The organism is Streptomyces sp. NPDC042638, assembly GCF_040647235.1.
GTDB classification, from domain to species: Bacteria; Actinomycetota; Actinomycetes; order Streptomycetales; family Streptomycetaceae; genus Streptomyces; species Streptomyces rameus.
This window is the reverse complement of record NZ_JBEZBT010000047.1, coordinates 47,870-68,518: the sequence shown is the minus strand read 5'-3', so window position 1 is coordinate 68,518 and position 20,649 is coordinate 47,870. Positions and strand designations below refer to the sequence as shown.

18 protein-coding genes are annotated in these 20,649 nt (G+C 72.8%); 3 read left to right on the top strand and 15 right to left on the bottom strand.

Annotation, left to right across the window (positions count from 1 at the left end; all coding sequences use genetic code 11):
- The 6 genes from metK to AB0B40_RS29570 form a co-directional block, all read right to left on the bottom strand.
- On the bottom strand, positions 1–808 hold an 808-nt coding region (gene metK, locus AB0B40_RS29595), incomplete at its 3' end, for a methionine adenosyltransferase (RefSeq protein ID WP_362266497.1).
- Positions 809–834: 26 nt separating this feature from the next.
- Positions 835–1,977 carry a GNAT family N-acetyltransferase gene (locus AB0B40_RS29590; RefSeq protein WP_345052674.1) on the bottom strand — a complete coding sequence of 381 codons (1,143 nt, stop codon included), beginning with the start codon at positions 1,975–1,977 and terminating at the stop codon, positions 835–837.
- A complete protein-coding gene (locus tag AB0B40_RS29585; RefSeq protein WP_345052671.1) occupies positions 1,974–2,762 on the bottom strand; it encodes an alpha/beta fold hydrolase in 789 nt (262 codons plus the stop codon). The genes AB0B40_RS29590 and AB0B40_RS29585 overlap by 4 nt, the downstream gene beginning before the upstream one ends.
- Positions 2,759–3,958, bottom strand: coding sequence for an aminotransferase class V-fold PLP-dependent enzyme (locus AB0B40_RS29580; protein WP_345052668.1), 1,200 nt, complete (start codon positions 3,956–3,958; stop codon positions 2,759–2,761). The genes AB0B40_RS29585 and AB0B40_RS29580 overlap by 4 nt, the downstream gene beginning before the upstream one ends.
- A 96-nt stretch (positions 3,959–4,054) precedes the next feature.
- Positions 4,055–7,582: an SDR family NAD(P)-dependent oxidoreductase gene (locus AB0B40_RS29575; protein ID WP_362266492.1), complete on the bottom strand. Its 3,528-nt coding sequence runs from the start codon at positions 7,580–7,582 to the stop codon at positions 4,055–4,057.
- Positions 7,583–7,587: 5 nt separating this feature from the next.
- On the bottom strand, positions 7,588–9,381 hold the full coding sequence (locus tag AB0B40_RS29570) for a non-ribosomal peptide synthetase (protein WP_345052663.1): 1,794 nt from the start codon (positions 9,379–9,381) through the stop codon (positions 7,588–7,590).
- Between the two features lie 341 nt (positions 9,382–9,722).
- Here AB0B40_RS29570 and AB0B40_RS29565 point away from each other — a divergent pair, with 341 nt between their 5' ends.
- From AB0B40_RS29565 to mtnB, 3 genes are read left to right on the top strand one after another with little or no spacing between them, the layout of a single operon-like run.
- Positions 9,723–10,316 carry a cupin gene (locus AB0B40_RS29565; RefSeq protein ID WP_345052660.1) on the top strand — a complete coding sequence of 198 codons (594 nt, stop codon included), beginning with the start codon at positions 9,723–9,725 and terminating at the stop codon, positions 10,314–10,316.
- Entirely contained in the window at positions 10,313–11,038 is a 726-nt protein-coding gene (mtnC, locus tag AB0B40_RS29560) for an acireductone synthase (protein WP_345052657.1), read from the top strand. The genes AB0B40_RS29565 and mtnC overlap by 4 nt, the downstream gene beginning before the upstream one ends.
- Entirely contained in the window at positions 11,035–11,670 is a 636-nt protein-coding gene (gene mtnB, locus AB0B40_RS29555) for a methylthioribulose 1-phosphate dehydratase (RefSeq protein ID WP_345052655.1), read from the top strand. Before mtnC ends, mtnB begins: the two co-directional genes overlap by 4 nt.
- A gap of 84 nt (positions 11,671–11,754) precedes the next feature.
- Here the strand turns inward: mtnB and mtnA are convergent, their stop codons facing one another.
- The 9 genes from mtnA to AB0B40_RS29510 all read right to left on the bottom strand — a co-directional run bounded on the left by mtnA (position 11,755) and on the right by AB0B40_RS29510 (position 20,615).
- Entirely contained in the window at positions 11,755–12,795 is a 1,041-nt protein-coding gene (gene mtnA / locus AB0B40_RS29550) for an S-methyl-5-thioribose-1-phosphate isomerase (protein ID WP_345052652.1), read from the bottom strand.
- Entirely contained in the window at positions 12,792–14,090 is a 1,299-nt protein-coding gene (locus AB0B40_RS29545) for an MFS transporter (protein ID WP_345052650.1), read from the bottom strand. Before AB0B40_RS29545 ends, mtnA begins: the two co-directional genes overlap by 4 nt.
- 124 nt (positions 14,091–14,214) lie before the next feature.
- A complete protein-coding gene (locus AB0B40_RS29540; RefSeq protein ID WP_345052648.1) occupies positions 14,215–14,679 on the bottom strand; it encodes a hypothetical protein in 465 nt (154 codons plus the stop codon).
- A 2-nt stretch (positions 14,680–14,681) separates the two neighbouring features.
- Positions 14,682–14,912 (bottom strand): ferredoxin, encoded by a 231-nt coding sequence (locus AB0B40_RS29535; RefSeq protein ID WP_345052645.1) that lies wholly within the window; start codon positions 14,910–14,912, stop codon positions 14,682–14,684.
- A complete protein-coding gene (locus AB0B40_RS29530; RefSeq protein ID WP_345052642.1) occupies positions 14,905–16,167 on the bottom strand; it encodes a cytochrome P450 in 1,263 nt (420 codons plus the stop codon). Before AB0B40_RS29530 ends, AB0B40_RS29535 begins: the two co-directional genes overlap by 8 nt.
- Positions 16,168–16,231: 64 nt before the next feature.
- Positions 16,232–17,683, bottom strand: a complete 1,452-nt coding sequence (locus AB0B40_RS29525) for an aldehyde dehydrogenase family protein (protein ID WP_362266486.1) — start codon at positions 17,681–17,683, stop codon at positions 16,232–16,234.
- Complete coding sequence (locus AB0B40_RS29520) at positions 17,680–19,074, bottom strand: cytochrome P450 (RefSeq protein ID WP_345052637.1); 1,395 nt, start codon at positions 19,072–19,074, stop codon at positions 17,680–17,682. The genes AB0B40_RS29525 and AB0B40_RS29520 overlap by 4 nt, the downstream gene beginning before the upstream one ends.
- Before the next feature lie 49 nt (positions 19,075–19,123).
- On the bottom strand, positions 19,124–19,984 hold the full coding sequence (locus AB0B40_RS29515; RefSeq protein ID WP_362266483.1) for an oxidoreductase: 861 nt from the start codon (positions 19,982–19,984) through the stop codon (positions 19,124–19,126).
- Positions 19,985–20,186: 202 nt separating this feature from the next.
- Positions 20,187–20,615 carry an ester cyclase gene (locus AB0B40_RS29510; protein ID WP_345052633.1) on the bottom strand — a complete coding sequence of 143 codons (429 nt, stop codon included), beginning with the start codon at positions 20,613–20,615 and terminating at the stop codon, positions 20,187–20,189.
- Positions 20,616–20,649: the final 34 nt, after the last annotated feature.

Genomic DNA, 20,649 nt, shown 5'->3' with positions numbered 1-20,649 from the left:
CGTACGTGTCGATGATGATCTTCCGGCCGGTCAGGCCAGCGTCACCCATCGGACCACCGATCTCGAAACGCCCGGTCGGGTTGACCAGCAGCCGGTAGCCCTCGGTCTCCAGCTTGATGCCCTCGTCCAGCAGCGCCTTCAGCTCCGGCTCCACCACGGACTCACGGATGTCCGGCGCGAGCAGCGACTCCAGATCGATGTCGGGCGCGTGCTGGGAGGAGACGACCACCGTGTCCAGACGGACGGCCTTGTCACCGTCGTACTCGATGGTGACCTGCGTCTTGCCGTCGGGCCGCAGGTAGGGGATGGTGCCGTTCTTGCGGACCTCGGACAGGCGCTTGGCCAGCCGGTGCGCCAGGAAGACCGGCAGCGGCATCAGCGTCGGCGTCTCGTCGGACGCGTAGCCGAACATCAGGCCCTGGTCACCCGCGCCCTGCCGGTCCAGCTCGTCCTCGTCACCCTCGACCCGGGCCTCGTAGGCCGCGTCCACACCCTGCGCGATGTCCGGGGACTGCGCGCCGATGGACACCGACACACCGCAGGAGGCGCCGTCGAAGCCCTTCTTGGAGGAGTCGTAGCCGATGTCGAGGACGGCCGTCCGGACGAGGGCGGGGATGTCGGCGAAGGCGGAGGTGGTGATCTCTCCGGCCACATGGACCTGGCCGGTGGTGACCAGGGTTTCGACGGCGACCCGGGCGGCCGGGTCCTCGCGCAGCAGCGCGTCGAGGATCGTGTCGCTGATCCGGTCGGCGATCTTGTCGGGGTGGCCCTCGGTGACGGACTCCGAGGTGAACAGGCGGCCGGGCATGGTTCTCCAGTGGGTGGGGCGGAAGGTCAGCGGTCTGCCGGGGTGTCGCCGAGGCGGGCGAGCAGGTGGGCGACGGTCTTGTGCGTCGCCGGGTCGAACGCCTTGACGTAGCCGAAGCGCCGTTCCTGGGTGCAGCCACGGGAGAGCTTCGTGCTTTCGGAGGCGACGGCGTAGTCGAGCGTGGTCGCGCCGATCCGGCTCGCGTGCTCCACCGGTTCGTAGAAGCACAGGGCGAAGTACAGGGGCAGCTTGCCCTGCCAGTCGTAGTCGTAGCCGGTGAGGCGGATGTACAGGCGCTCGCCGCGGCGGACGACCAGCGAGAAGCCGCGCAGCGCGCCGTCCTCGGAGCGGGCGGTGATGACCTCGGCGTCCGCGCCGCAGTGCGTGGCATGCAGGTGCAGGGTTCGGGTCATCGCCTCCGGGGTGTAGGCGTGCCCGTACTTGCTGCCGTGCTTCAGCAGCAGCGGCACCAGCTCGCCGGTCAGGCCGGGGGTGAGCGGCTCGACCCGGAAAGCGACGCCGGCCGCCTCGAGACGGCGGCGCTCGTACCGCACCTTGCGCCTGCGGTCGCTGGGCAGCAGCTGCAGATAGCCCTCGAAGCCCGGCTCGGGCAGCCGGAGGGTGGAGTAGTGGGCGGTGGGGAACTCGGCGTAACCGCGTTCCCGGAGGACGTCCCGCAGACCGGTGTCGGACTCGGCGACGAAGAGGAAGGAGGAGCTGGCCCCGCCGCCGGCCCGGGCGTCGTCCTCGGCGGCGGCGACCAGTTCGGCGATCCGGTGCCGGCGCCGGTCCTCGGCGAGGCCGGGCGCCGTGACGAGCGCGGTGTTGGGGACCCTGCGCCCGCCGAACAGCCGGGTGGGCAGCAGCGCGTCGACGGCTCGGGCGGTGTCCTCGTCCGGTTCGACACCGCGGGCACCGGCGAGCATCCGCACGGTCCGGTCCACGCGCATGAACGGCCAGGGCTCCGAGGAGGCGTCCAGCGGATAACAGGACAGGCCGGCCTCGGCCCGCCCCGGCTCACCCGCCAGGTAGTACCGGGGCGGGAGGTTGGTCTGTTCGCTCTCCAGAGCCAGCCAGCCCGGCGAGCGGAAGAGGTCGTCGGACGGTACGACGGTGTCCCAGCCCGTGTCGCGTGCCTCCGCCAGGCTGTCGGTCATCCACACGGTCATGCTCCGGCCTCCCGGTTCGGGCCCGTGCCCGCCACCGCCGGGTCCGGGGCCGCGTCCGTCCCAAGCGCCGCGGTGACCATCCGCTGCACCTCGTGGCGGTGTTCCGTGAGGTAGAAGTGGCCGCCGTCGAACACCTCGACCTCGCAGTCGCCTTCGGTCAGTTCGGCCCAGCCGGCGAGCGAACCGGTGGGCACCAGGGTGTCCGCGGAGCCGCCCAGCACGGTGACAGGACAGCCCAGCGGGGTACGCCGGACCCACTCGTAGGTCTCGTACGCGGCGAAGTCGGCGCGCATGGCGGGCAGCATCATCCGCATCAGGGCCGAGTCGTTCCACACCTCGTCCGGTATGCCCTGGTAGGCGCGGCGGACCTCGGCGAGGAACTCGTCGTCGGGCAGGTGCGCGACGGGCGGCTCCTCCACCAGCCGGTGGGCCGGGGGGCAGGCGGACACGAACAGCCGGCGGGGCGGGACAGCGAGCCGCCGTGCCGTCTCGTAGGCGACGAGCGCGCCCATGCTGTGCCCGAGGAGGACGAAGGGCAGGTCGAGCAGGTCCGCGCAGGCGCGGCCGACGCGCTGGGCGATGGCCGTGATGTCGTCGAGCGGCAGATCGGCCAGCCGTGACTCCCGCCCCGGCAGATGCACCAGGCACAGCTCCACGTCCTCGGGGAGTTCGGAGACCCAGTGCGCGAAGTACGACGGTCCCGCCCCGGCGTGCGGGACGCAGAACACCCTCGCGCGGGCCCCGGGACGCGGCCGGGGCCGCCTGATCCACTCCGATGCCGTCATGCGAACGCCCTCGCCTTCGTACCCGAGGTCAGACCGGTGAGCACCGAGCAGAGCCGCTCCAGCTCGGCCTCACTGTTGTAGTAGTGCACGGAGATCCGCAACAGGCGGCTGAGACCGCGCTGTTGCATGTCGTGGCAGGCCGCGTTGTCGAGGCACACCCAGCTGTTGATACCGGCCCGCAGCAACTCGGCGCGCACCTCGAAGGGGTCGAGGCCGGCGAAGGTGACGGCGATGTTGCCGCACCGCTCCACGCCCCGGTCCTCCACCGTGACGCCCGGCACCCGGGCCAGGTCGGTGCGCAGTCCGGCGGCCAGGGAGCGGATCCGCTGCCAGGTGCGCTCCACCCCCCAGTCGCGGGCGTAGTCGACGGCCACCCCGAGCCCGATCCGGGCCGCGGCGTTGACCTCCCAGGTCTCGAAGCGGCGTGCGCCGGGGGCGAGCCGGTACTCCCCGGCATGCCACTCGACGCCGTCCAGGCCCAGCACCGCCGGGGTGAGGCGGGGGGCGACCTCGCGGGCGACGTAGAGGAAGCCGGTGCCACGCGGACCGCGCAGGTACTTGCGGCCGCAGCCCACCAGCAGGTCGCAGCCGAAGTCCTGGACGTCCACCGGCAGCTGGCCCACCGACTGGCATGCGTCCACGAGGAACAGGGCGTCGGTCCGGCGCACCACCTTGCCCACCTCGACGACCGGGTTCACCAGGCCGTCGTGCATGGGCACGTGGGCCATGGCCACGAGCTTGACCCGCTCGTCCATACACTGCTCCAGCGCGGCCGCGTCGACGAGGCCGTCGCCGTCGACCGGAAGGAACTCCACGGAGACGCCGGTGCGTTCGGCCAGGTGAAGCAGCGATATGTGGTTGCTGCCGTACTCGACGGGTGACATCAGCACCCGGTCCCCCGGCCGCAGCGGGATACTGGACACCGCCATCCCCCAGGCGCGGCTCGCGCTGTCCAGGATCGCGATCTCGTCGGGGTGTGCGTTCAGCAGTGCCGCGAGCGCGTCATGGGCACGGGCGACCGCCTCGTGGGCGCGCTCGGCGGCCTCGTACGCGCCCACCGTGCTCTCCAGCTCGAGGTGCCGGGTCATCGCGTCGGTCACCGCGCGTGGGGCCAGGCTCGCGCCCGCGTTGTTCAGGTGCACGACATGGGCGACGCCCGGTGTGTCGGCGCGGGCCCTGGCAAGGTCGAATTCCATCGGTTCGGTCACCCGTCTTCGGCCGGCGTCTGCGCGAGACGCCTCTGGTGGAGGTCTCGGGAGCGCTCCGCCGGGACCGCGGAGCGCCGTGCCGCGTCAGCCGGCGAGATAGCGCAACGCCTCCTCGGCGCCGTCGCCCTCGTCCGTCTGCTGTGCTCCGGCGGTCGCCCAGCACACCTGGGCCAGGTCGGACAGGGTGGAGCAGCCCCACAGGTCGGCCATGGGCAGCTTGACCCGCAGCGCGCCCTCCAGCCGCACGACCACCTCCAGCAGGGCGAGCGAGTCACAGCCGACGGCCAGCAGTTCGTCCTCGTCCCGCGGCCCGGGGGTGTCGGTGATCTCCGCGATGACGTCGCGTACGAGGCTGCCGGTCTCCTCGCGGGTGAGGGCGCCGGGTGCGCCCTCGCGCGCGGCGGCGTCCTGCCGACGGCGTTCGAAGGCCCGGCGGATGCGCTCGATACGGTCCGCCAGCGGCACGGTGGACACGATGCGCTGTGCCTCCCCGCCGGTCAGAACGGCACCCAGGACGTCGCCCGCCTGCTCGGGGCGGATCGCGGTGCGGGCGGCTGCCGCGCCGATGCGTCCGGAGCCGGTCTCGTCGAACCGCCACGAGTCCCAGTCCACGCTGACCCAGGGGGCTCCGTGGGCGCGCCGCCAGTGCGCGTAGCTGTCGAGATAGCGGTTGGCCACCGAGTAGATACCGAAGGCGATGCCGCCGAGCAGGGTGTCGATGCTGGAGCAGACCAGGCAGAACTCCAGTGGCTCGGCGCGGGTCACCCGGTCCAGGACGGCTATGCCGGGCACCTTGGGCCGCAGGGCCGCCAGGGCGCGGTCGGTGCCGGTGTCGGCGATGAAGGAGAAGTTGCGGCTCTCCTCGATGCCCGCCGAGTGCACCACCCCGTCGATGGCTCCCCATCGGGCGTGCACCTCGTCGACGACGCTCCGCATCGCCGTCTCGTCGGCCACGTCGGCGCCCAGCACGAGCACCTCGGCCCCGAGCTCGCGCAGCCGTCGCACGCCGGGCGCGTCCGCGTCCGGGGTGCGGGACACGAGCGCCAGCCGGACCGGGGCGGTGCGCGCGAACACCTCGGCGATGACCAGACCGATCCGGCCCAGGCCGCCGGTGACGAGGTAGACCCCGCCGGGACGTACGGGCACCGGCACGGGGCCGCCGTCCGGAGCGGGCAGCCGCTCCACCGTGGGCAGCAGCCGGTCGCCGCCCCGGTACACCACCTCGGGGTCGCCGCTCGGGGAGGCCATCTCCGCGAGCAGCCCGGCGACGGCCTCGGCGTGCGGGGTGTCCAGGGCGAAGTCGACACCGTGGCAGCGCAGTTCCGGGTGCTCCTGCGGGACGACACGGCACAGTCCCAGCACCGCGGACGCCTCCGTGCGCAGGGTACGGCGGGTGTCCTCGGCCGCGGTCGCCACGGGGCGCGGGGCAGCGGCCGTCTGAGCGTTCTCGGTGCCGATCCACAGGTCGGCGCTCTGCCGTGCGGCGGCGAGTGCCTGCACCAGGTGCAGCATCGCCAGGGCGCCCCGGGAGACACCGGTGTCCTGGTCGGCCGGGGCGCCGTAGCTCCAGAGGTGGATGGCCTCGGCCACCGAACCGCCGCGCGACACGGCCCAGTCCACCAGTTGCCGGAAGTCCTCGGCCACCGCGGGCCGGACGACGGCGCGGTGGTCGTCGGTCACCTCGAACCGGTCACCGGGCGCGACGTGCAGCACGGTGCGTCCCGCGGCGACCAGCTCGGCCGCCAGCGGGCCGGCCGGGCCGCCGTCGCCGAGCAGCAGGGTGACGCCGTCGACGGGCGGCAGGTCGCCGGTGAGGTACGGCCGGGGCAGCGCGGTCCGTTCCCAGGCGGGCCGGTGGAGCCACTCGGCGACCGGAGCCTGTTCCTCGGCCTCGAGCTCGACGCCGCCCTCGGCGCCGGCCGGTGCGGCCTCGATCCACAGCCGCTCGCCCTGCCACGGGTAGCCGGGCAGCGAGATCCGGCGCCGGTCGGCCGTGTCGAACACCTCGTCCCAGTTCACGTCGCCGCCCTCGGCCCAGGTCCGGGCCAGTTCGGCGGCACGCGAGCCGTCGGGGGCGGGTGCGGCGCCGTCGAGGGCGCGCAGCAGCGCATCCGTCGAGTCGACCGCCACGGCCCAGCGGTGGGCGAGCGGGCGTCGGCCGGTGGCGAGCGTGTGGGAGAGGGCGCCGAGATCGGTGTCCGGATGGGCGCGCAGGTGGGCGGCCAGACGGCGCCTGGCCTCCGCCAGAGCCTCGTCGCCGCGGGCCGACAGGACCACGGGGAGGGTCCGCCGGGGGCCGCTCTCCGCGTCGCCGGACAGCGGTTCGGGTGCCTGTTCGAGGATGAAGTGGGCATTGGTGCCGCCCATGCCGAAGCAGCTGACGCCGGCCCGGCGGGGACCGGGCTGCGGCCACGGCTTGAGCGTCCGGTTGAGGTAGAACGGCGTGTCGGTGAAGTCGATGTCCGGGTTGGGCTCCTCGAGGACGGCCATGGGCGGCAGTTCGCCGTGCTTCAGGCACAGGACGGCCTTGAGCAGCCCGGCGATGCCCGAGGCGAAGCACAGGTGCCCGATGTTCGCCTTGACCGACCCGAGGGCGCAGTAGTCGGTGCGGTCGGTGAAGGCCCGGTAGGCGCGTGCCAGACCGCGCACCTCGATCGGGTCGCCGACCTGGGTGCCGGTGCCGTGGCCCTCGACCATGGCGATGGTGTCGGCGGGGACACCGGAGGCTTCGAGCGCCGCCTTGATGACCCGGGACTGCCCCTCCACGCCGGGAGCGGAGTAACCGGCCTTGGCACGGCCGTCGTTGTTGACCGCGCTGCTCTTGATCACCGCGTGGACGTTGTCCCGGCGCTCGAGGGCGTCGTCGAGGCGGCGCAGGACGAGCACGCCGGCTCCGTCGCCCTCGACATAGCCGCTGGCGCCCTTGTCGTAGGCGCGGGTGCTGCCGTCCGCGGACAGGATGAACCCGTCCTGGTGCTCGTACGCCAGTGTCTCCAGGGCGCTGATGCTGGCCGCGCCGACCAGCGCCATGTCCGCCCGGCCCGCGCGCAGCGCCTCACAGGCCAGGTGGACGGCGACGGCTGCCGACGAGCAGGCGGACTGGACGTTGACGCTCTCGCCGGTCAGGCCCAGCTTGTAGGAGATACGGGTGGGCAGGGTGTCGGGCCCGTTGGACAGCTGGATGAGCATGTGCTCGGCCGCGGAGCGCGCGCCGAACTCCCTGGTGCCGTAGTAGGTGTTGGGGCCGACCGACGTGTAGACGGCGACGGTCTCCCGTATCCGGTACGGGTCGTAGCCGGCGTCCTCCAGGGCGTTCCAGGACAGCTCCAGCAGGCGCCGGTGCTGCGGGTCGAGGACCTCGGCCTCGCGGCGCGGAATGCCGAAGAACTCGGCGTCGAAGCGGCGGACGTCCTTGAGGACACCGCGGGCGTGCACCCAGCGGCGGCCGGTGGTGGGGTCCTCGACGGCCCGCGGGGAGCCGTGCGTGATGGACTCCTTGCCCGCGCGGACGTTCTCCCAGAATGCGTCCAGGTCGTCGGCGCCCGGCAGTTCGGCGGCCATGCCGATGACGGCGATGTCGCGACAGTGGGGGTCGGTGGGCTGAGGGTTCACAGGTGTCATACCTCGTGCTTGGCCAGGGCTTCGGCGAGCGCGCGGACGGTGGGGTACTCGTAGAGGGCCGTGGAGGGGAGGCGGACACCGGTCCGCTCCTCCAGGCGGAGCTGCGCCTGTTTGATGGTGATCGAAGTGCCGCCCAGGTCGAAGTAGTTGTCGTCCATGCCGACCGCCGGCACACCGAGGACCTCGGCCCAGATCCCGGCGATCAGCGCCTCCAGTTCGCCGGCCGCCGGCCGGTAGGCGGTGCCCAGTTCCAGCCGGGGCGCGCCGGTCTCGGCGCGCAGCGCGGCACGGTCCGTCTTGCCGTGCCGGGTGAGCGGCAGCCGCTCCAGGCGGTGGAACTCGGTGGGGATCATGTAGTCCGGCAGCCGGGTGGCGAGCCGGGAGCGCAACTCGGCGACGGTGGGCGTGGCGCCGTGCGCCGGGATGACGTAGGCGGCGAGCACCCGCCCCGCTCCCTCGCCGCGGTCGACGACGGCTGCCTGGGCGACGGACGGCTCGTCGAGGAGGGCGGCCTCGACCTCGGTCAGCTCCACCCGGTTGCCGCGGATCTTGACCTGGCCGTCGGTGCGGCCGACCACCTGGACCAGTCCGCCGGGGAGCATCCGGGCGAGGTCGCCGGACCGGTAGATCCGGCCGTCGGCGGTCTCGCCGAACGGGTCCGGCAGGAACGCCCGTTCGGTGAGGTCGGGGCGCTGGTGGTACTCGCGGGCGAGCGCGGGGCCGCCGATGTACAGCTCGCCCAGTTCCCCGTCGGGCACCGGCCGCATCGCCTCGTCGAGGATCCAGACCTGGGTGCCGGGCAGCGGGGTGCCGACCGGCGGGGGCGCGTAGGCGAGGTCCGACTCCTGGAAGATGTGACAGCACGTGAACACGCCGGCCTCGGTCGGTCCGTAGCCGTTGGCGAAGCGGATGTCGGTGGACCGCATGGCCTGCGCGAGGTGCGGGGTGGACACCACCTCGCCGCCGACCACCACCTGGCGCAGCCCGCTGTTCTTCAGGCGGCCCTCGTCGACCAGCTGGTTGAACAGGGTGGGCGTGAGCCAGCAGGTGGTGACGCCGTAACGGCGGACGGTGTCGATGACGGCGTCCGCCGACGAGCGCTGCTGCGGCAGCAGGACCAGCCGCGCACCGTTGGCGAGGGCCGCCCAGATCTCGAACACGGAGGCGTCGAAGGACAGCGGGCACGCCTGGAGGAACGTCTGGTGCTCGTCGAAGTCGCCGTAGACGCCGGTGCGGACGATCCGGGCGGCGGCACGGTGCGGGACGGCCACACCCTTCGGGGTGCCGGTGGTGCCGGAGGTGTAGATCACGTAGGCGAGGTTCTCCTCGCCGGCGCGGACGGGGCTCTGCGCTGCCGGGAGGACGGCGCCGTCGGCGTCGGCCCGGACGCGCACCCCGTCGAAGTCGAGGTCGCGCTCGTCGGTCACGGGAGTGGTCACGACGACCCGTACTCCGGCGTCGCGCAGGATGAACGAGACCCGGTCCGCCGGGTCGTCCACCCGGAGCGGCAGATAGGCGCCGCCCGCCTCCATGATGCCGATCATGCCGATGAGCATCTCGAGCGACCGCTCAGCGAAGAGACCGACCACCACGTCAGGTCCCACGCCCTCGGCCCGCAGCCGCGCGGCCAGGGCGCCGGCCCGCTCGTGCAGCTCCGCGTAGGTCAGGGACCGTTCGCCCTGGACGACCGCGACGGAATTCCCGCGCCGCCGTGCCTGTGCGGCGAATTGGTCGTGCAGGCATTGACCGACCGGCCGTGAACCCGGATCCGACTTCACCTGTTCAGCCATTACCCTCAACCCTCTTTTGCCGGACGACGAACGCTTCCGGACCTTTTCCTCGGCAAGCGTCGACCAGCAAATCCGGGGCACGTGTCGTTGTCAACGCCGTTAAGGCACCTCAGCGGTACCGGATGCCGCCGGGAAGGCGCCCGTTCCCGGTATGCGCAGGTACTCCGGAGCGGCCACGGAATCTTTCTCGCCGGGTGAGAAACACACCGGTCTTCTCGGCCCGCGAGAAAGCGATGAGTTCCCTCGGCCGGGGGCACCGGAATGCCGTACGATCCACGGGCGGTGAAATGTTCCGGTGGTCCGCGAAGGACCCGCTGGCCTTCTTTGCGGATGGAGTGCTGATGACGCTGCTGACCACATGGCCCGATTCCGGCCCGGAGACCGTTCTGCGCCGCACCTCGGATCCCGAGCAGATCAGGACGGCGCTGGCTCCGCTCGGCGTCGACTACGAGCAGTGGCCCGTGCGGGACGGCCTGGAGCCCGGCGCCGGCCCGGAGGCCGTGCTCGCCGCCTACGCCGACGAGGTGCGGGCGCTCACCGCCCGGGAGGGGTTCCGCACCGTCGACGTCGTGTCGCTGCATCCCGACGGCTCCCCGGACTGGGCGGACCGGGCCCGCGCGGCCCGGCAGAAGTTCCTGGCCGAGCACACCCACGAGGACGACGACGAGGTCCGCTTCTTCGTCTCCGGGGCCGGCGTCTTCTACCTGCACGCCGACGGTGTGGTGCACGCCGTCTACTGCGAGAAGGGCGACCTGCTGGGCGTGCCGAAGGGGACCACGCACTGGTTCGACATGGGGACCCGGCCCTCGTTCACCGCGATCCGCTTCTTCCACGAGGAGGACGGCTGGATCGGCACGTTCACCGGCAGCGACGTCGCGGGGCGCTTCCCCGACTTCGACACGCTCCGGGCCGGGTACACCGGGTCGGACGCGTGACGCCGCGCTTCCGGGCGGCGGCCGTGGTGCTGGACATCGAGGGCACCACCAGCGCGACCCGCCATGTCACCGACGTCATGTACCCGTACTCGCGGCGGCGTTTCGCGGAGCTGCTCACCGAACGGCAGGACGAGCCGGAGGTCCGGGCCGCCGTGGAGCAGGTCCGGGAGCTGCTGGACGAACCGGAGGCGGACGCCCGCCGGGTCGAGCGTGCCCTCGGCGAGTGGCTGGACGAGGACCGGAAGGTCACGCCGCTGAAGACGCTCCAGGGCATCATCTGGACGGAGGCCTTCGCGCGCGGCGACCTCACGGCGCACTTCTACCCCGACGTCGTACCCGCGCTGCGGCGCTGGCACGAGCGGGGGGCGCGGCTGTACGTCTACTCCTCCGGCTCGGTCTCCGCGCAGCGCTCATGGTTCGGGCACGCCGCGGAGGGGGACCTGCGGGGGCTGGTCAGCGGCTTCTTCGACACCCGCAACGCCGGGCCCAAGACGGCGTCCGCGTCCTACCGGGCCATCGCCGCAGTGACCGGGGTGCCGCCCGCGGACACCCTGTTCCTGTCCGACCGGGCGAGCGAACTGGACGCGGCGCGGGACGCGGGGTGGCTGACCGGCGCCCTGGTCCGGCCGGAGGAGCCGCACCAGCCGGCGGGCCGTACGGAGCACCCCGCGGCCCGCTCGTTCACCGAGATCGACCTCGTCCTCGCGGAGGGAACGTCATGACGGGAGCCATGGTCACCGGTGCGCCGGAGACGACGGGTTACGGCGGCACGCTGGCCGCGGAGGCGGCGCGGTTCGCCGCCCTCGGGTGGATGCGGGGGACCTCGGGAAACCTGTCCGTGGTCACCGGCCGGGACCCGGTGCGCCTGCTGGTCACGGCGAGCGGCCTGGACAAGGGGGAGCTGCGTCCGGGGGACATGGTCCTGGTGGACGAGGAGGGCACGGCCGTGCCGGGCGCGACCGCCGCCGGGAAGCCGTCCGCGGAGGCCGCTCTGCACGCACGGGTGGTGAGGCTGACCGGTGCCGGCGCCGTCGTCCATGTGCACACCGTCGCCTCGGTGGCGATGGGCCGCCGGCGTCCCGGAGGCATCGCGTTCCGCGATCTGGAGATGCTCAAGGGCCTCGGGCGCTCCGCCCATGACGAAGAGGTCGTCCTGCCGGTGATCCGCAACTCCCAGGACATGAGCGTCCTCGGCGACCGCCTGGAGGCCGCCCTGGACCCCGGGGTGCCGGCGGTCGTGGTGGCGGGCCACGGCCTGTACGCCTGGGGCGCGGACCTCCGGGAGGCCCGCCGCCACACGGAGGTCGTGGAGTGGCTGCTCGAACTGCAACTCGCGGAGGAGCGGGGGCGGTAGGCGAGCGCTCCTGCGGAGGCCGGCGGGCTCTCCGTCCGGCTCTGCGTCCGGCTCTCCGGGGCGAGCCGGACGCAGAGCCCGGTGTCAGCTCCAGTGGTCCCCGGGCAGTTGACCCGACGAGACCTCGAGGACCCCTCGTTCCGACACCAGTGCGGTGATCAGGGTGCCGGGGGTGACGTCGAACGCCGGGTTGTGAGCGCGGGTCCGGGTGCCGTCCGGGGCCGTGATGCCGCCGCCTATGAGGTTCAGCACCTCCTCCTCCCCGCGTTGCTCGATGGGGATCGAGGCGCCCGTGGCGGTGGTGAGGTCCACCGTGCTGACGGGCGCGGCCACCATGAAGGGAACTCCCGCGTGGGCACAGGCGAGGGCTATGCCCAGGGTGCCCGTCTTGTTGGCGGTGTCGCCGTTGCGGGTGATCCGGTCGGCGCCGACGATCGCGGCGTCGACCAGCCCGCCGACCACGGTGGCCGCGGCCGCCGCGTCCGCCTGGACCTTGTGCGCGATGCCCTCCTGCGCCAGCTCCCACGCCGTGAGCCGCGCCCCCTGCAGCAGGGGGCGTGTCTCGTCGACGTACACGGTCTCGATCAGCCCCCGCCCGTGCAGCTCGCGGATGACGCCGAGCGCGGTGCCGATGCCCGCGGTGGCGAGCGCACCGGTGTTGCAGTGGGTGAGGACGCGCAGCGGCCGGTCGGCGGCCACCCGCTTGAGCAGCCAGTCGGCGCCGGCCTCGGCCATGGCCCGGTTGGCCGCCAGGTCCTGGCGCGTGATCGCGTCGGCCTCGGCGAGTACGGCGTCCAGCCCCTCCGGGATCCGCCCGGCGGCCCGGTCCACGCAGACGGCGAGGTTCACCGCGGTGGGGCGGGCGGCGCGCAGGCGGGCGACGGCGTCGGCCAGCCGGCCGTCGGTCCAGTTCTCCCGGCGGGCCTGCGCCACGGCCAGGGCGACACCGTAGGCACCGGCCGCCCCGATGGCGGGAGCCCCGCGCACGGCGAGCCGGACGATCGCGTCGATCAGTGCGTCGACGTCACGGATGTCCAGGCGCCGGAGGGTTTGCGGCAGGGCCGTCTGGTCGATGAGGGACAGGGCGGTACCGGTCCAGCTGACGGCGCGTGGTTCGTGGCTCACGGGGTTCTCTCCGGGGAGGGGTCGGGGTGGACGGGCTCCGCCGCGTCGCGGCGGTCGCCGGTACGGCCGTCCGCCGCGGTGGGGCGCCCGCGGCGGACCGCCGCGAGTCCGGCCGCGACGCTGACGGCCGACAGCGCGGTGAAGAAGACCCAGATGGCGCGGTCCCCGAGGGCCTCCTCCAGGCGCAGCCCGGTGAGCGGCGCGATCATCCAGGCCAGCAGCTGGCTGCTGGTGTAGCCGCCGAGGTAGGCCCCGTGCATGTGGGGCGGCGCCAGGCGGGCGACGGTGGCCTGCATGGTGGGCACCCAGAGCATCTCGCCGAAAGCGAAGACGAGTACCACCAGCACCACGGCCGCGATGTGATGGGAGATCAGGAAGAGCAGGAACGGCGGCCCCATCAGCAGCACGCCGACGCTCAGCGTGACCGAGGCCGGCCAGTTCCGGGTCCAGCGGGTCAGGCGCATCTGGAAGAGCAGCACCACCACGGGATTCATGGCGTACAGCAGGCCCCAGGTCTCGGGCGCGAACCCGAACGACGTGACGGCGATGACCGGCAGCACCGTCTCGAAGGACATGTAGACCATGAATCCGAGGAGTGTCGCCGACAGCAGCAGCAGGAGGGGCCCGTCCGTCAGCACCACGCGCACGGTCTGCGCGGCGGTGCCGCCGCGGTGGGCGCGGGCCCGGTCACGCGGCAGCAGCCGGACGGCGAGCCCGCAGGTGAGGCCGCCGAGCAGGGTGATACCGAGCAGGAACGCGGTCCAGTCACCCAGGAACAGCAACAGCGCGGCCAGCGGGGGGCCGACGACGACACCGAGGTTGTTGGCGGTGCGCAGGCCGGCGTACGCCTGGTCCCGGCGTTCCGGAGGGATCACGTCCGCGACGATGGCGTTGACGGCGGAGCGTCCTGGTGCCCACACCACCCCGGCCAGGACGACCAGGGCGATGCCCCAGGCCGCGCTGTGTCCGATGAAGCACAGGCAGAGGATCAGCAGGGACTGGACGCCGGTGCTCGCCACCAGCACACTGCGGCGGCCCACCGCGTCGGACACGAAGCCGCCCAGCCAGGCCGCGGGCGGGCTGAGGACGGCGCTGAGGAGAAACATGACGCCCACCTGGCCGGTGGTGGCACCCAATGCCTCGATGGCCCAGACACCGGCGTAACTCCAGAAAGTGGAGAAAGAGGCGCCGCTGATCAGGTGCACTACGGCCGCACGCCCCAGCACGGGGTCCCACTCCATGCCGAGGAGCAGTTTCCCGCAGCCTCGAAGGAGGGCGGCAGGCCTTTTCGTCATGTGTACGACTCCCATGGGTCGGGGTGATTCTCGCTCTCCTTGCCGGAATATCCTCCGGCCCCCCGACCCGAAAACTCGGTCCGAGCAGCGTAGCAATACCTTCTGAGGGCCCGTCAATCCGCCCTCAGCTCAGTTTCTTCCGCCCTTTCTCACAGGGTGAGAAATCCGCTCCGGCTTTCTCACCCGCCGAGAAATGCCGCGGTGACGGTCGCGGAATCGCGGCGACGGTGGTGGATTGCGCGGTGTCCAGGCCGACGAAGCGTTCCACCGACAGCGCCAGCGAGGCGCGCAGCCGGCGCAGCGCGGTGTCGGAGACCTGGAAGGCCGCGCCGCCGTCTCCGGCGCGTGTCCCGGGGCGCGGCTCACGGCGGACCTCGCCGCGGGGCTCGCGGTGCTGGACGGGCCGGGCTCCGGGCGCCCGGTCCGTCCAGGACCGCAGGATGGTCACCAGCCCTCCGCCGGGGCGTTCACAGAGGAGTTTCTCGGCACTCCCGCCGCGCACCGCGCGCACCAGCAGCCGCCGGCCCACGAGCGGGTGCGGCCGGTGGGTCACCGTGACGAGGTCACCCGGCCCGACCGCCCCGGGCACGGTCATTCCACCGGGGCGAGCAGGGTGCCGGAGCCGGCCTCCCGGACCGTGATGGCCTCCATGGGGCAGGTCTCGGCGGCGTCCAGCACCGCGTCGTCGGGTTCGGTGACGGGCCGGACCGCCCGCGACCGGCGGTCGCGCACCGCGAAGTGCTCGGCCGCCACGGCCACGCACACACCGGAGCCGACGCACCGTGCAGGATCGACGGTCACCTCCCATTGCCGCTCAGCCATGTCCGACCTCGCTCTCACCGGCGGTACCGGCGGCGGGCAGCGTGTCCAGCCGGATGTCCTGGAAGGTGATCCGCAGACGGTCGGGGCCCCGTACGGACACGTGCGGCCGGTAGTGCAGCGACGCCTCGTCCAGCCGCGGCTCGACGAACGCCTGGGCGAAGGCGTCGAGAGCGACGGCGCCCTCCATGCGGGCCAGCACCGAGCCGAGGCAGAAGTGCGGTCCGGCGGCGAAGCCCAGGTGTCCCGGATCGCCCCGGGTGATGTCGAAGCTGTCCGCCTCGTGGTGCTGCCGGGGGTCCCGGTTCGCGGCGGCCAGCAGCAACAGCAGCGGCTGTCCGGCGGCCACCTCGTGGTCGCCCAGGGTGAACGGCTCCCGTGCGATCCGGGTGACCATCTGGGTCGGGGCGTCGTAGCGCAGGACCTCCTCCACGGCGGCCTCGGCCAGTTCGGGCCGCTCGCGCAGCAGCCGCAGCTGGTCGGGCCGGCGCAGCAGCGCGAGGAGGCCGTTGAGGATCAGGTTGGCGGTGGTCTCGTGGCCGGCGACCAGCAGCAGGACGCAGGTGAGGATCAGGTCCCGTTCGCCGAGATGGTCGCCCTCCTCCTCGGCGGCGATCAGCTCGGACAGGATGTCGGCGCGGGGCTCCCGCTTGCGCTCCTCGATCAGCCGGGAGAAGTAGCCGACGAAGCCGGCACGGGCCTCGTCGACGTTCCGTTCGACCTCGGTGGTCAACTCGCCGGGGACCAGCTGCGGGTCGATCGTGAAGGCGATGGAGTGCGCCCACTTCTCGAACACCGGGTGGTCCTCCCGGGGCACGCCGAGCATCTCGCAGATCACCCGGACGGGCAGCGGGTAGGCGAAGTCGGAGACCATGTCCACGCTGTCGGCGCCGCTCGCGGCGATGTCCGCGAGCAGTTCGCGCACGATGGCCTGGACGCGGGGCCGCCAGCGTTCGATGACCCGCGGCTTGAACGCCTTTCCGGCGAGCCGGCGCAGCCGGGTGTGGTCCGGCGCGTCCAGGTTCATCAGGTTGGGCTGCTGGGGCACCTTGGTGATCCCGGCGCCCAGCCGGTTGCTGCTGACCCGGGGGCTGCGCAGCACGGTCTCGCAGTCCGCGCGCCGGCCCACGACGACGATGCCACTGGCGGGGTCGGTGAAGGGGGACGCCTCCCGCAACTCCTCCAGGAGGGGGTAGGGGTGGGCCCGGGATGCCTGGTCGGCGAGCCGGGCCAGCCCGGTGGTCAGGGTGGTGGTCATGTTCTGCGTGCTCCTTTGGGGGCGGGTACGCGGGGGCCGCCGGCGCGGGTGGCCGGGAGCGGCGTCACCGGCCGTAGAGGGTGCGCACCATGCGCACCAGGGCCGGCATCGTCCCCGGGCGTCGGCGGAAGGAGGTGGGTTGCATCAGCGGCCGGAACCGCTGGCTGGTGACGGCCTGGGTACGGGTGAACTCGCGCAGCCCGTCCGGGCCGTGGACCCGGCCGAAACCGGACTCGCCGACCCCGCCGAAGGGGACGGCGGGCATTCCGGCGAAGGCGATCACGGCGTTGACGGACACCATGCCGGCCCGCAGCCGGGCGGCGACGCTGCGGCCTCGGCTCCGGTCGCGGGTGAAGACGGAGGCGCCCAGTCCGTAGCCACTGGCGTTGGCGCGCTCCACGGCGTCCTCCACGGAGGCCACCCGGTTCACCACGAGCACCGGTCCGAAGGTCTCGTCGGTGACGGCCGCCGAGTCCTCCGGTACGTCGGCGAGGACGATCGGGGCGACGTACGGCGGGGTGATGGACTGGGGGCCGCCGAGAACCGCGCGGGCGCCGCGGGCCAGCGCGTCGCCGACATGGGCGGCGATGACGTCGAGTTGCCGGGGCAGCACGATCCGGCCGAGGTCGGCCTCGGGGCCGTCGCCGGTGCGCAGGGCCGCCGCACGCTCGGTGACCAGGCCCAGGAAGCGGTCGGCGACGGCATCGACGACGTAGACGCGTTCCAGGCCGACACAGGTCTGCCCGGCGTTGGTCATCGCCGCCCAGACCGCGGCGTCGGCGGCGGCGTCGAGGTCGGCGTCGGCGGCGACGACCATGGCGTCCTTGCCGCCGCCCTCGATCACCACCGGTGTCAGGTTGTCGGCGCAGGCCGCCATGACACGGCGTCCGGTGGCGCTGGAGCCGGTGAAGGAGATCTTGTCGACGGCGGCCCGGCACAGCGCCTCGCCGGTCGTCCCGTCGCCCGTGACGACGTGCAGCACCCGGGTCCCGCCGGTGACCTCGGCCAGGGTGGCCATGAGCCACTCGCCGGTCCTCGGGGTCAGCTCGCTGGGCTTCAGCACGACGGTGTTGCCGCCGGCGAGGGCGGCCGAGACGGGGCCGATGGGGATGAACGCCGGGTAGTTCCAGGGGCCGATGACGCCGACGACGCCGAGCGGCCGGTGGGTCACCTCGACCGCGTGGTTGAACATCAGCAGGCCGGGCGAGACCCCGCGGCGGCCGAGGACCCGGGCGGCGTGGGCGGCGGTCCAGCGCAGGTGGTGGGCGACGAGGACCACTTCGAGACGGGCGTCGTCCGCCGTCTTGCCGGTCTCGGCGCGGATGAGGTCGACGAGCTCGTCCGAGCGGCGCAGGATCAGCGCGCACCAGGCGTTGAGGGCCTTGCGCCGCCCGGCGAAGCCGAGCGCGTCCCAGCCGGGCTGGGCGCGGCGGGCGGCCTCCACCGCGGCGGTGACGTCGCCCGTCCGGGAGGTGGTCGCACGTGCGGCGGGCGGCGGGTCGGTGGCCGTGGTCATGCCCGGGCTCCCGCCTCGCGCGGTTCGGGAAGGGCGAGCACCTTGGTCATCGGGCGCAGGGAGATGGAGGTGTCGCCGTAGCGCAGGAAGTCGCCGGGCACCAGCTGCAGCCGGAACCGCTGGTGGATCATCGCAGTGATCATCCGCAGTTCCAGCAGGGCCATGAAGTTGCCGATGCACATGCGCGCGCCCGCGCCGAACGGGAAGTAGGTCATCCGGGGCCGCTCCTTGACCCGGTCCGGGTCGAAGCGGTGCGGGTCGAAGGCCTCGGGGTTGTCCCAGTAGCGGGGGTTGCGGTGGGAGACCAGGGGCGAGAGCAGCACGGAGGAGCCGCCGGGGATGTGGAAGCCGCCCAGCTCGTCGTCGGCCACGGCGTCCCGGGGGTAGATCCAGATCGGCGGGTACATCCGCAGGCTCTCGTCGACGACCTGGCCGGTGTACGGCAGCCGCTCCACGTCCTCGGGGGTGGGCTCGGCGCCGCCCAGCACGCGGCTGAGCTCGTCGTCGAGTTCCTCGGCGACGGACGGGTGGTTGGCGATGGAGACCAGCGTCCACAGCAGGGCGACGGCGGTGGTCTCGTGACCGGCGAGGTAGATGGTGAGCATCTCGTCGCGGATCTCGTCGTCGGTCCAGCGGGCGCCGGTGACCGGGTCGGTGGCGGCCTCGATGAGTTCCATCAGCGGCCCCTCCCCGGTGGCCGCGTGGTTGTCGCGGATCTCGGTGACGAGCCGGGTGAAGATCCGCCGGTCGCGGGCGATGAGCCGGTTGCGCTTGGTCGGCAGCCAGGAGGGCAGCATCTCGCCGGCCGAGCCGTGCTTGAACATCACCTCGATCACGTTGTCGACGATGTCCTTCAGGACCGGAGCGGCGGGCCGGATGTCGTAGCCGAACAGCGAGCGGCTGAGCGTGACGAGGGTCAGGCGCAGGGTCTCGGTGACCAGGTCGACGGGCTCGCCCCGACGGGCGCGCAGCTCCCAGTCGTCGAGCATCTCCTGGGTGGCGCGCACCACGTTGGGGCCGATGGCGGTGACCGCCTTGCGCAGGAACACCGGCTGGACCGCGCGCCGGTGCGCCTTCCAGTAGTCGCCGTCGGTGGTGAGCAGCCCGTCGCCCATGACGAGCCGGAACTGCTCGTAGAGGACGCCGCGCGTGTAGTTGCCGCTGTTCTCCTTCAGGACCCGTCCCACGGCGTCGGGATCCGTCACCAGGTGCACGGTGTACGGGCCGAGGCGCATGCGGGCGACCTCTCCGTGGTCGCGCTGGGTGCGCAGCAGGAACTGGGCGGTGTCCGACTTCCACTGGGGCAGGTTGCCCAGCAGGGGTACGCCCCGCGGACCGGGGGCGACCGTGCCGCGCGGGACGGTCGCAGGGGTCGGTGCCAGGGTGGTCATGTCTCTCGTCACCTCGTTGGTTCGCCGGGGAAGCTGTCGGGCCTGCCGCTCACGGGACCGGGAACTGGCGCCGTATGAACGCGTTGTCGAAGATCCGGTCCGGGGTCAGCCGGCGCAGCGCGATGGTGCTGGCGGCGAGGAAGCCGACCGGATAGCGCGAGCGCGGCGAGCGGGACCGGACGGCCCGGACGATGGTGTCGGCCACCTGCTCGGCCTCGATGGCGAACGTGCCGGCGAGCGTTCGGCGGGTGCCGTTGTAGATGGCGTCGTAGTAGGCCGCGGTCCGTTCGTGGAAGCGGCGGTAGGGGGAGTCGGCGCGGGCCCGTCCGTCCGGGATGTGGTCCATGAACCGCTGGCCCCAGGGGGTGCGCACGGGTCCGGGTTCGACGAGGACGACCCGGATGCCGAAGCCCGCCACCTCCAGCCGGAGTGCGTCGCTGAGGGCTTCGACGGCGTGCTTGCTCGCGTGGTAGTAGCCACCGCCCGGGGCCGCGTACCGCCCGAAGATGGAGGACACGTTGACGACGGTGCCGGTCCCGCGGGCGCGCATGCCGGGCAGCACCAGCTGGGTGAGCCGGACCAGGCCGAAGACGTTGGTCTCGAACTGGTCGCGCACCTGCTCCAGCGGGGTCTCCTCGAAGGTGCCGGACAGTCCGTATCCGGCGTTGTTGACGAGGACGTCCACCGCGCCGTGCTCGGCCTCGACGGTCTCGACCGCGGCCTTGGCGGACTCGGGGTCGGTGACGTCGAGGGCCAGGGTGTGCAGGCCGCGCGCGGCGAGGCCGTCGAGCGTCTCCGGCTTCCTGGCGGTGGCGTAGACGCGGTGGCCGGCGGCGTGCAGGCGCAGGGCGGTGGCCCGTCCGATCCCCGACGAGCACCCGGTGACGAGGGCGGTCGAGCGCTGTGCCATGGTGCCTTCCCCTTCCTGGGGGCTTGATGGGTACGGATGGGTGTGCTGGTGTGCCGGGTGTGCTGGTGTGCTGGATGTGCCGGTGCGCTGGATGTGCCGGTGTGCGCACGAGGTGGTACCGGACGGCCGGGGGCGGGCATCGACGGGAACGCCCCCGGCCGTCCGGGCCGGTGGGCGGAGCCGTGGGCCGGCTCCGCACGGGTCAGCCCAGCGCGCCGAGCTGCTGGGCGAGGTCCATGCCGTCCATCGAGAACCAGCTCTCGACGATCTTGCCGTCGACGAAGTGGTCGATGACGATCCCGGGGACCTCGAACTTCCGCCCGCTGGCCGGGATGCCGTAGTAGTCCTCGCCGGAGTGGGTGCCGCGGGCGGTGAACCGCTGCACGACCTTGTCGCCCTCCTCGATCCACTCGTCGACGACGACGTGCAGGTCGGGGAAGGAGGCGCGCTGGATGCGGACCCACTCCCTGAGGTGCTCCACGCCCTCGAAGCCGTCGGCGCGGGTGCCGTGGCTGATGTGGTCGGGGATGGCCTTGTCGTAGACGGCGTCGAGGTTGCCCTTGTTCAGGCACTCCTCGTAGTAGTGCTCAAGCAGCTTGCGGTTGGCGCTGACGGGCGCGGTGTCGCTCATGTCGTGAACTCCTCGGTGCGTTCGGTTCGGTCGG

Excerpts from the sequence above, each read along its gene's own strand:
- AB0B40_RS29530 (WP_345052642.1), bottom strand. The coding sequence starts at position 16,167 with ATGACCACCACCCTGACCACCGGGCTGGCCCGGCTCGCCGACCAGGCA.
- AB0B40_RS29510 (WP_345052633.1), bottom strand. The coding sequence starts at position 20,615 with ATGAGCGACACCGCGCCCGTCAGCGCCAACCGCAAGCTGCTTGAGCAC.
- AB0B40_RS29535 (WP_345052645.1), bottom strand. The coding sequence starts at position 14,912 with ATGGCTGAGCGGCAATGGGAGGTGACCGTCGATCCTGCACGGTGCGTC.
- mtnB (WP_345052655.1), top strand. The coding sequence starts at position 11,035 with ATGACGGGAGCCATGGTCACCGGTGCGCCGGAGACGACGGGTTACGGC.
- AB0B40_RS29585 (WP_345052671.1), bottom strand. The coding sequence starts at position 2,762 with ATGACGGCATCGGAGTGGATCAGGCGGCCCCGGCCGCGTCCCGGGGCC.
- AB0B40_RS29525 (WP_362266486.1), bottom strand. The coding sequence starts at position 17,683 with ATGACCACGGCCACCGACCCGCCGCCCGCCGCACGTGCGACCACCTCC.
- AB0B40_RS29545 (WP_345052650.1), bottom strand. The coding sequence starts at position 14,090 with ATGACGAAAAGGCCTGCCGCCCTCCTTCGAGGCTGCGGGAAACTGCTC.
- AB0B40_RS29520 (WP_345052637.1), bottom strand. The coding sequence starts at position 19,074 with ATGACCACCCTGGCACCGACCCCTGCGACCGTCCCGCGCGGCACGGTC.
- AB0B40_RS29515 (WP_362266483.1), bottom strand. The coding sequence starts at position 19,984 with ATGGCACAGCGCTCGACCGCCCTCGTCACCGGGTGCTCGTCGGGGATC.
- AB0B40_RS29590 (WP_345052674.1), bottom strand. The coding sequence starts at position 1,977 with ATGACCGTGTGGATGACCGACAGCCTGGCGGAGGCACGCGACACGGGC.
- AB0B40_RS29580 (WP_345052668.1), bottom strand. The coding sequence starts at position 3,958 with ATGGAATTCGACCTTGCCAGGGCCCGCGCCGACACACCGGGCGTCGCC.
- AB0B40_RS29570 (WP_345052663.1), bottom strand. The coding sequence starts at position 9,381 with ATGGCTGAACAGGTGAAGTCGGATCCGGGTTCACGGCCGGTCGGTCAA.
- AB0B40_RS29565 (WP_345052660.1), top strand. The coding sequence starts at position 9,723 with ATGACGCTGCTGACCACATGGCCCGATTCCGGCCCGGAGACCGTTCTG.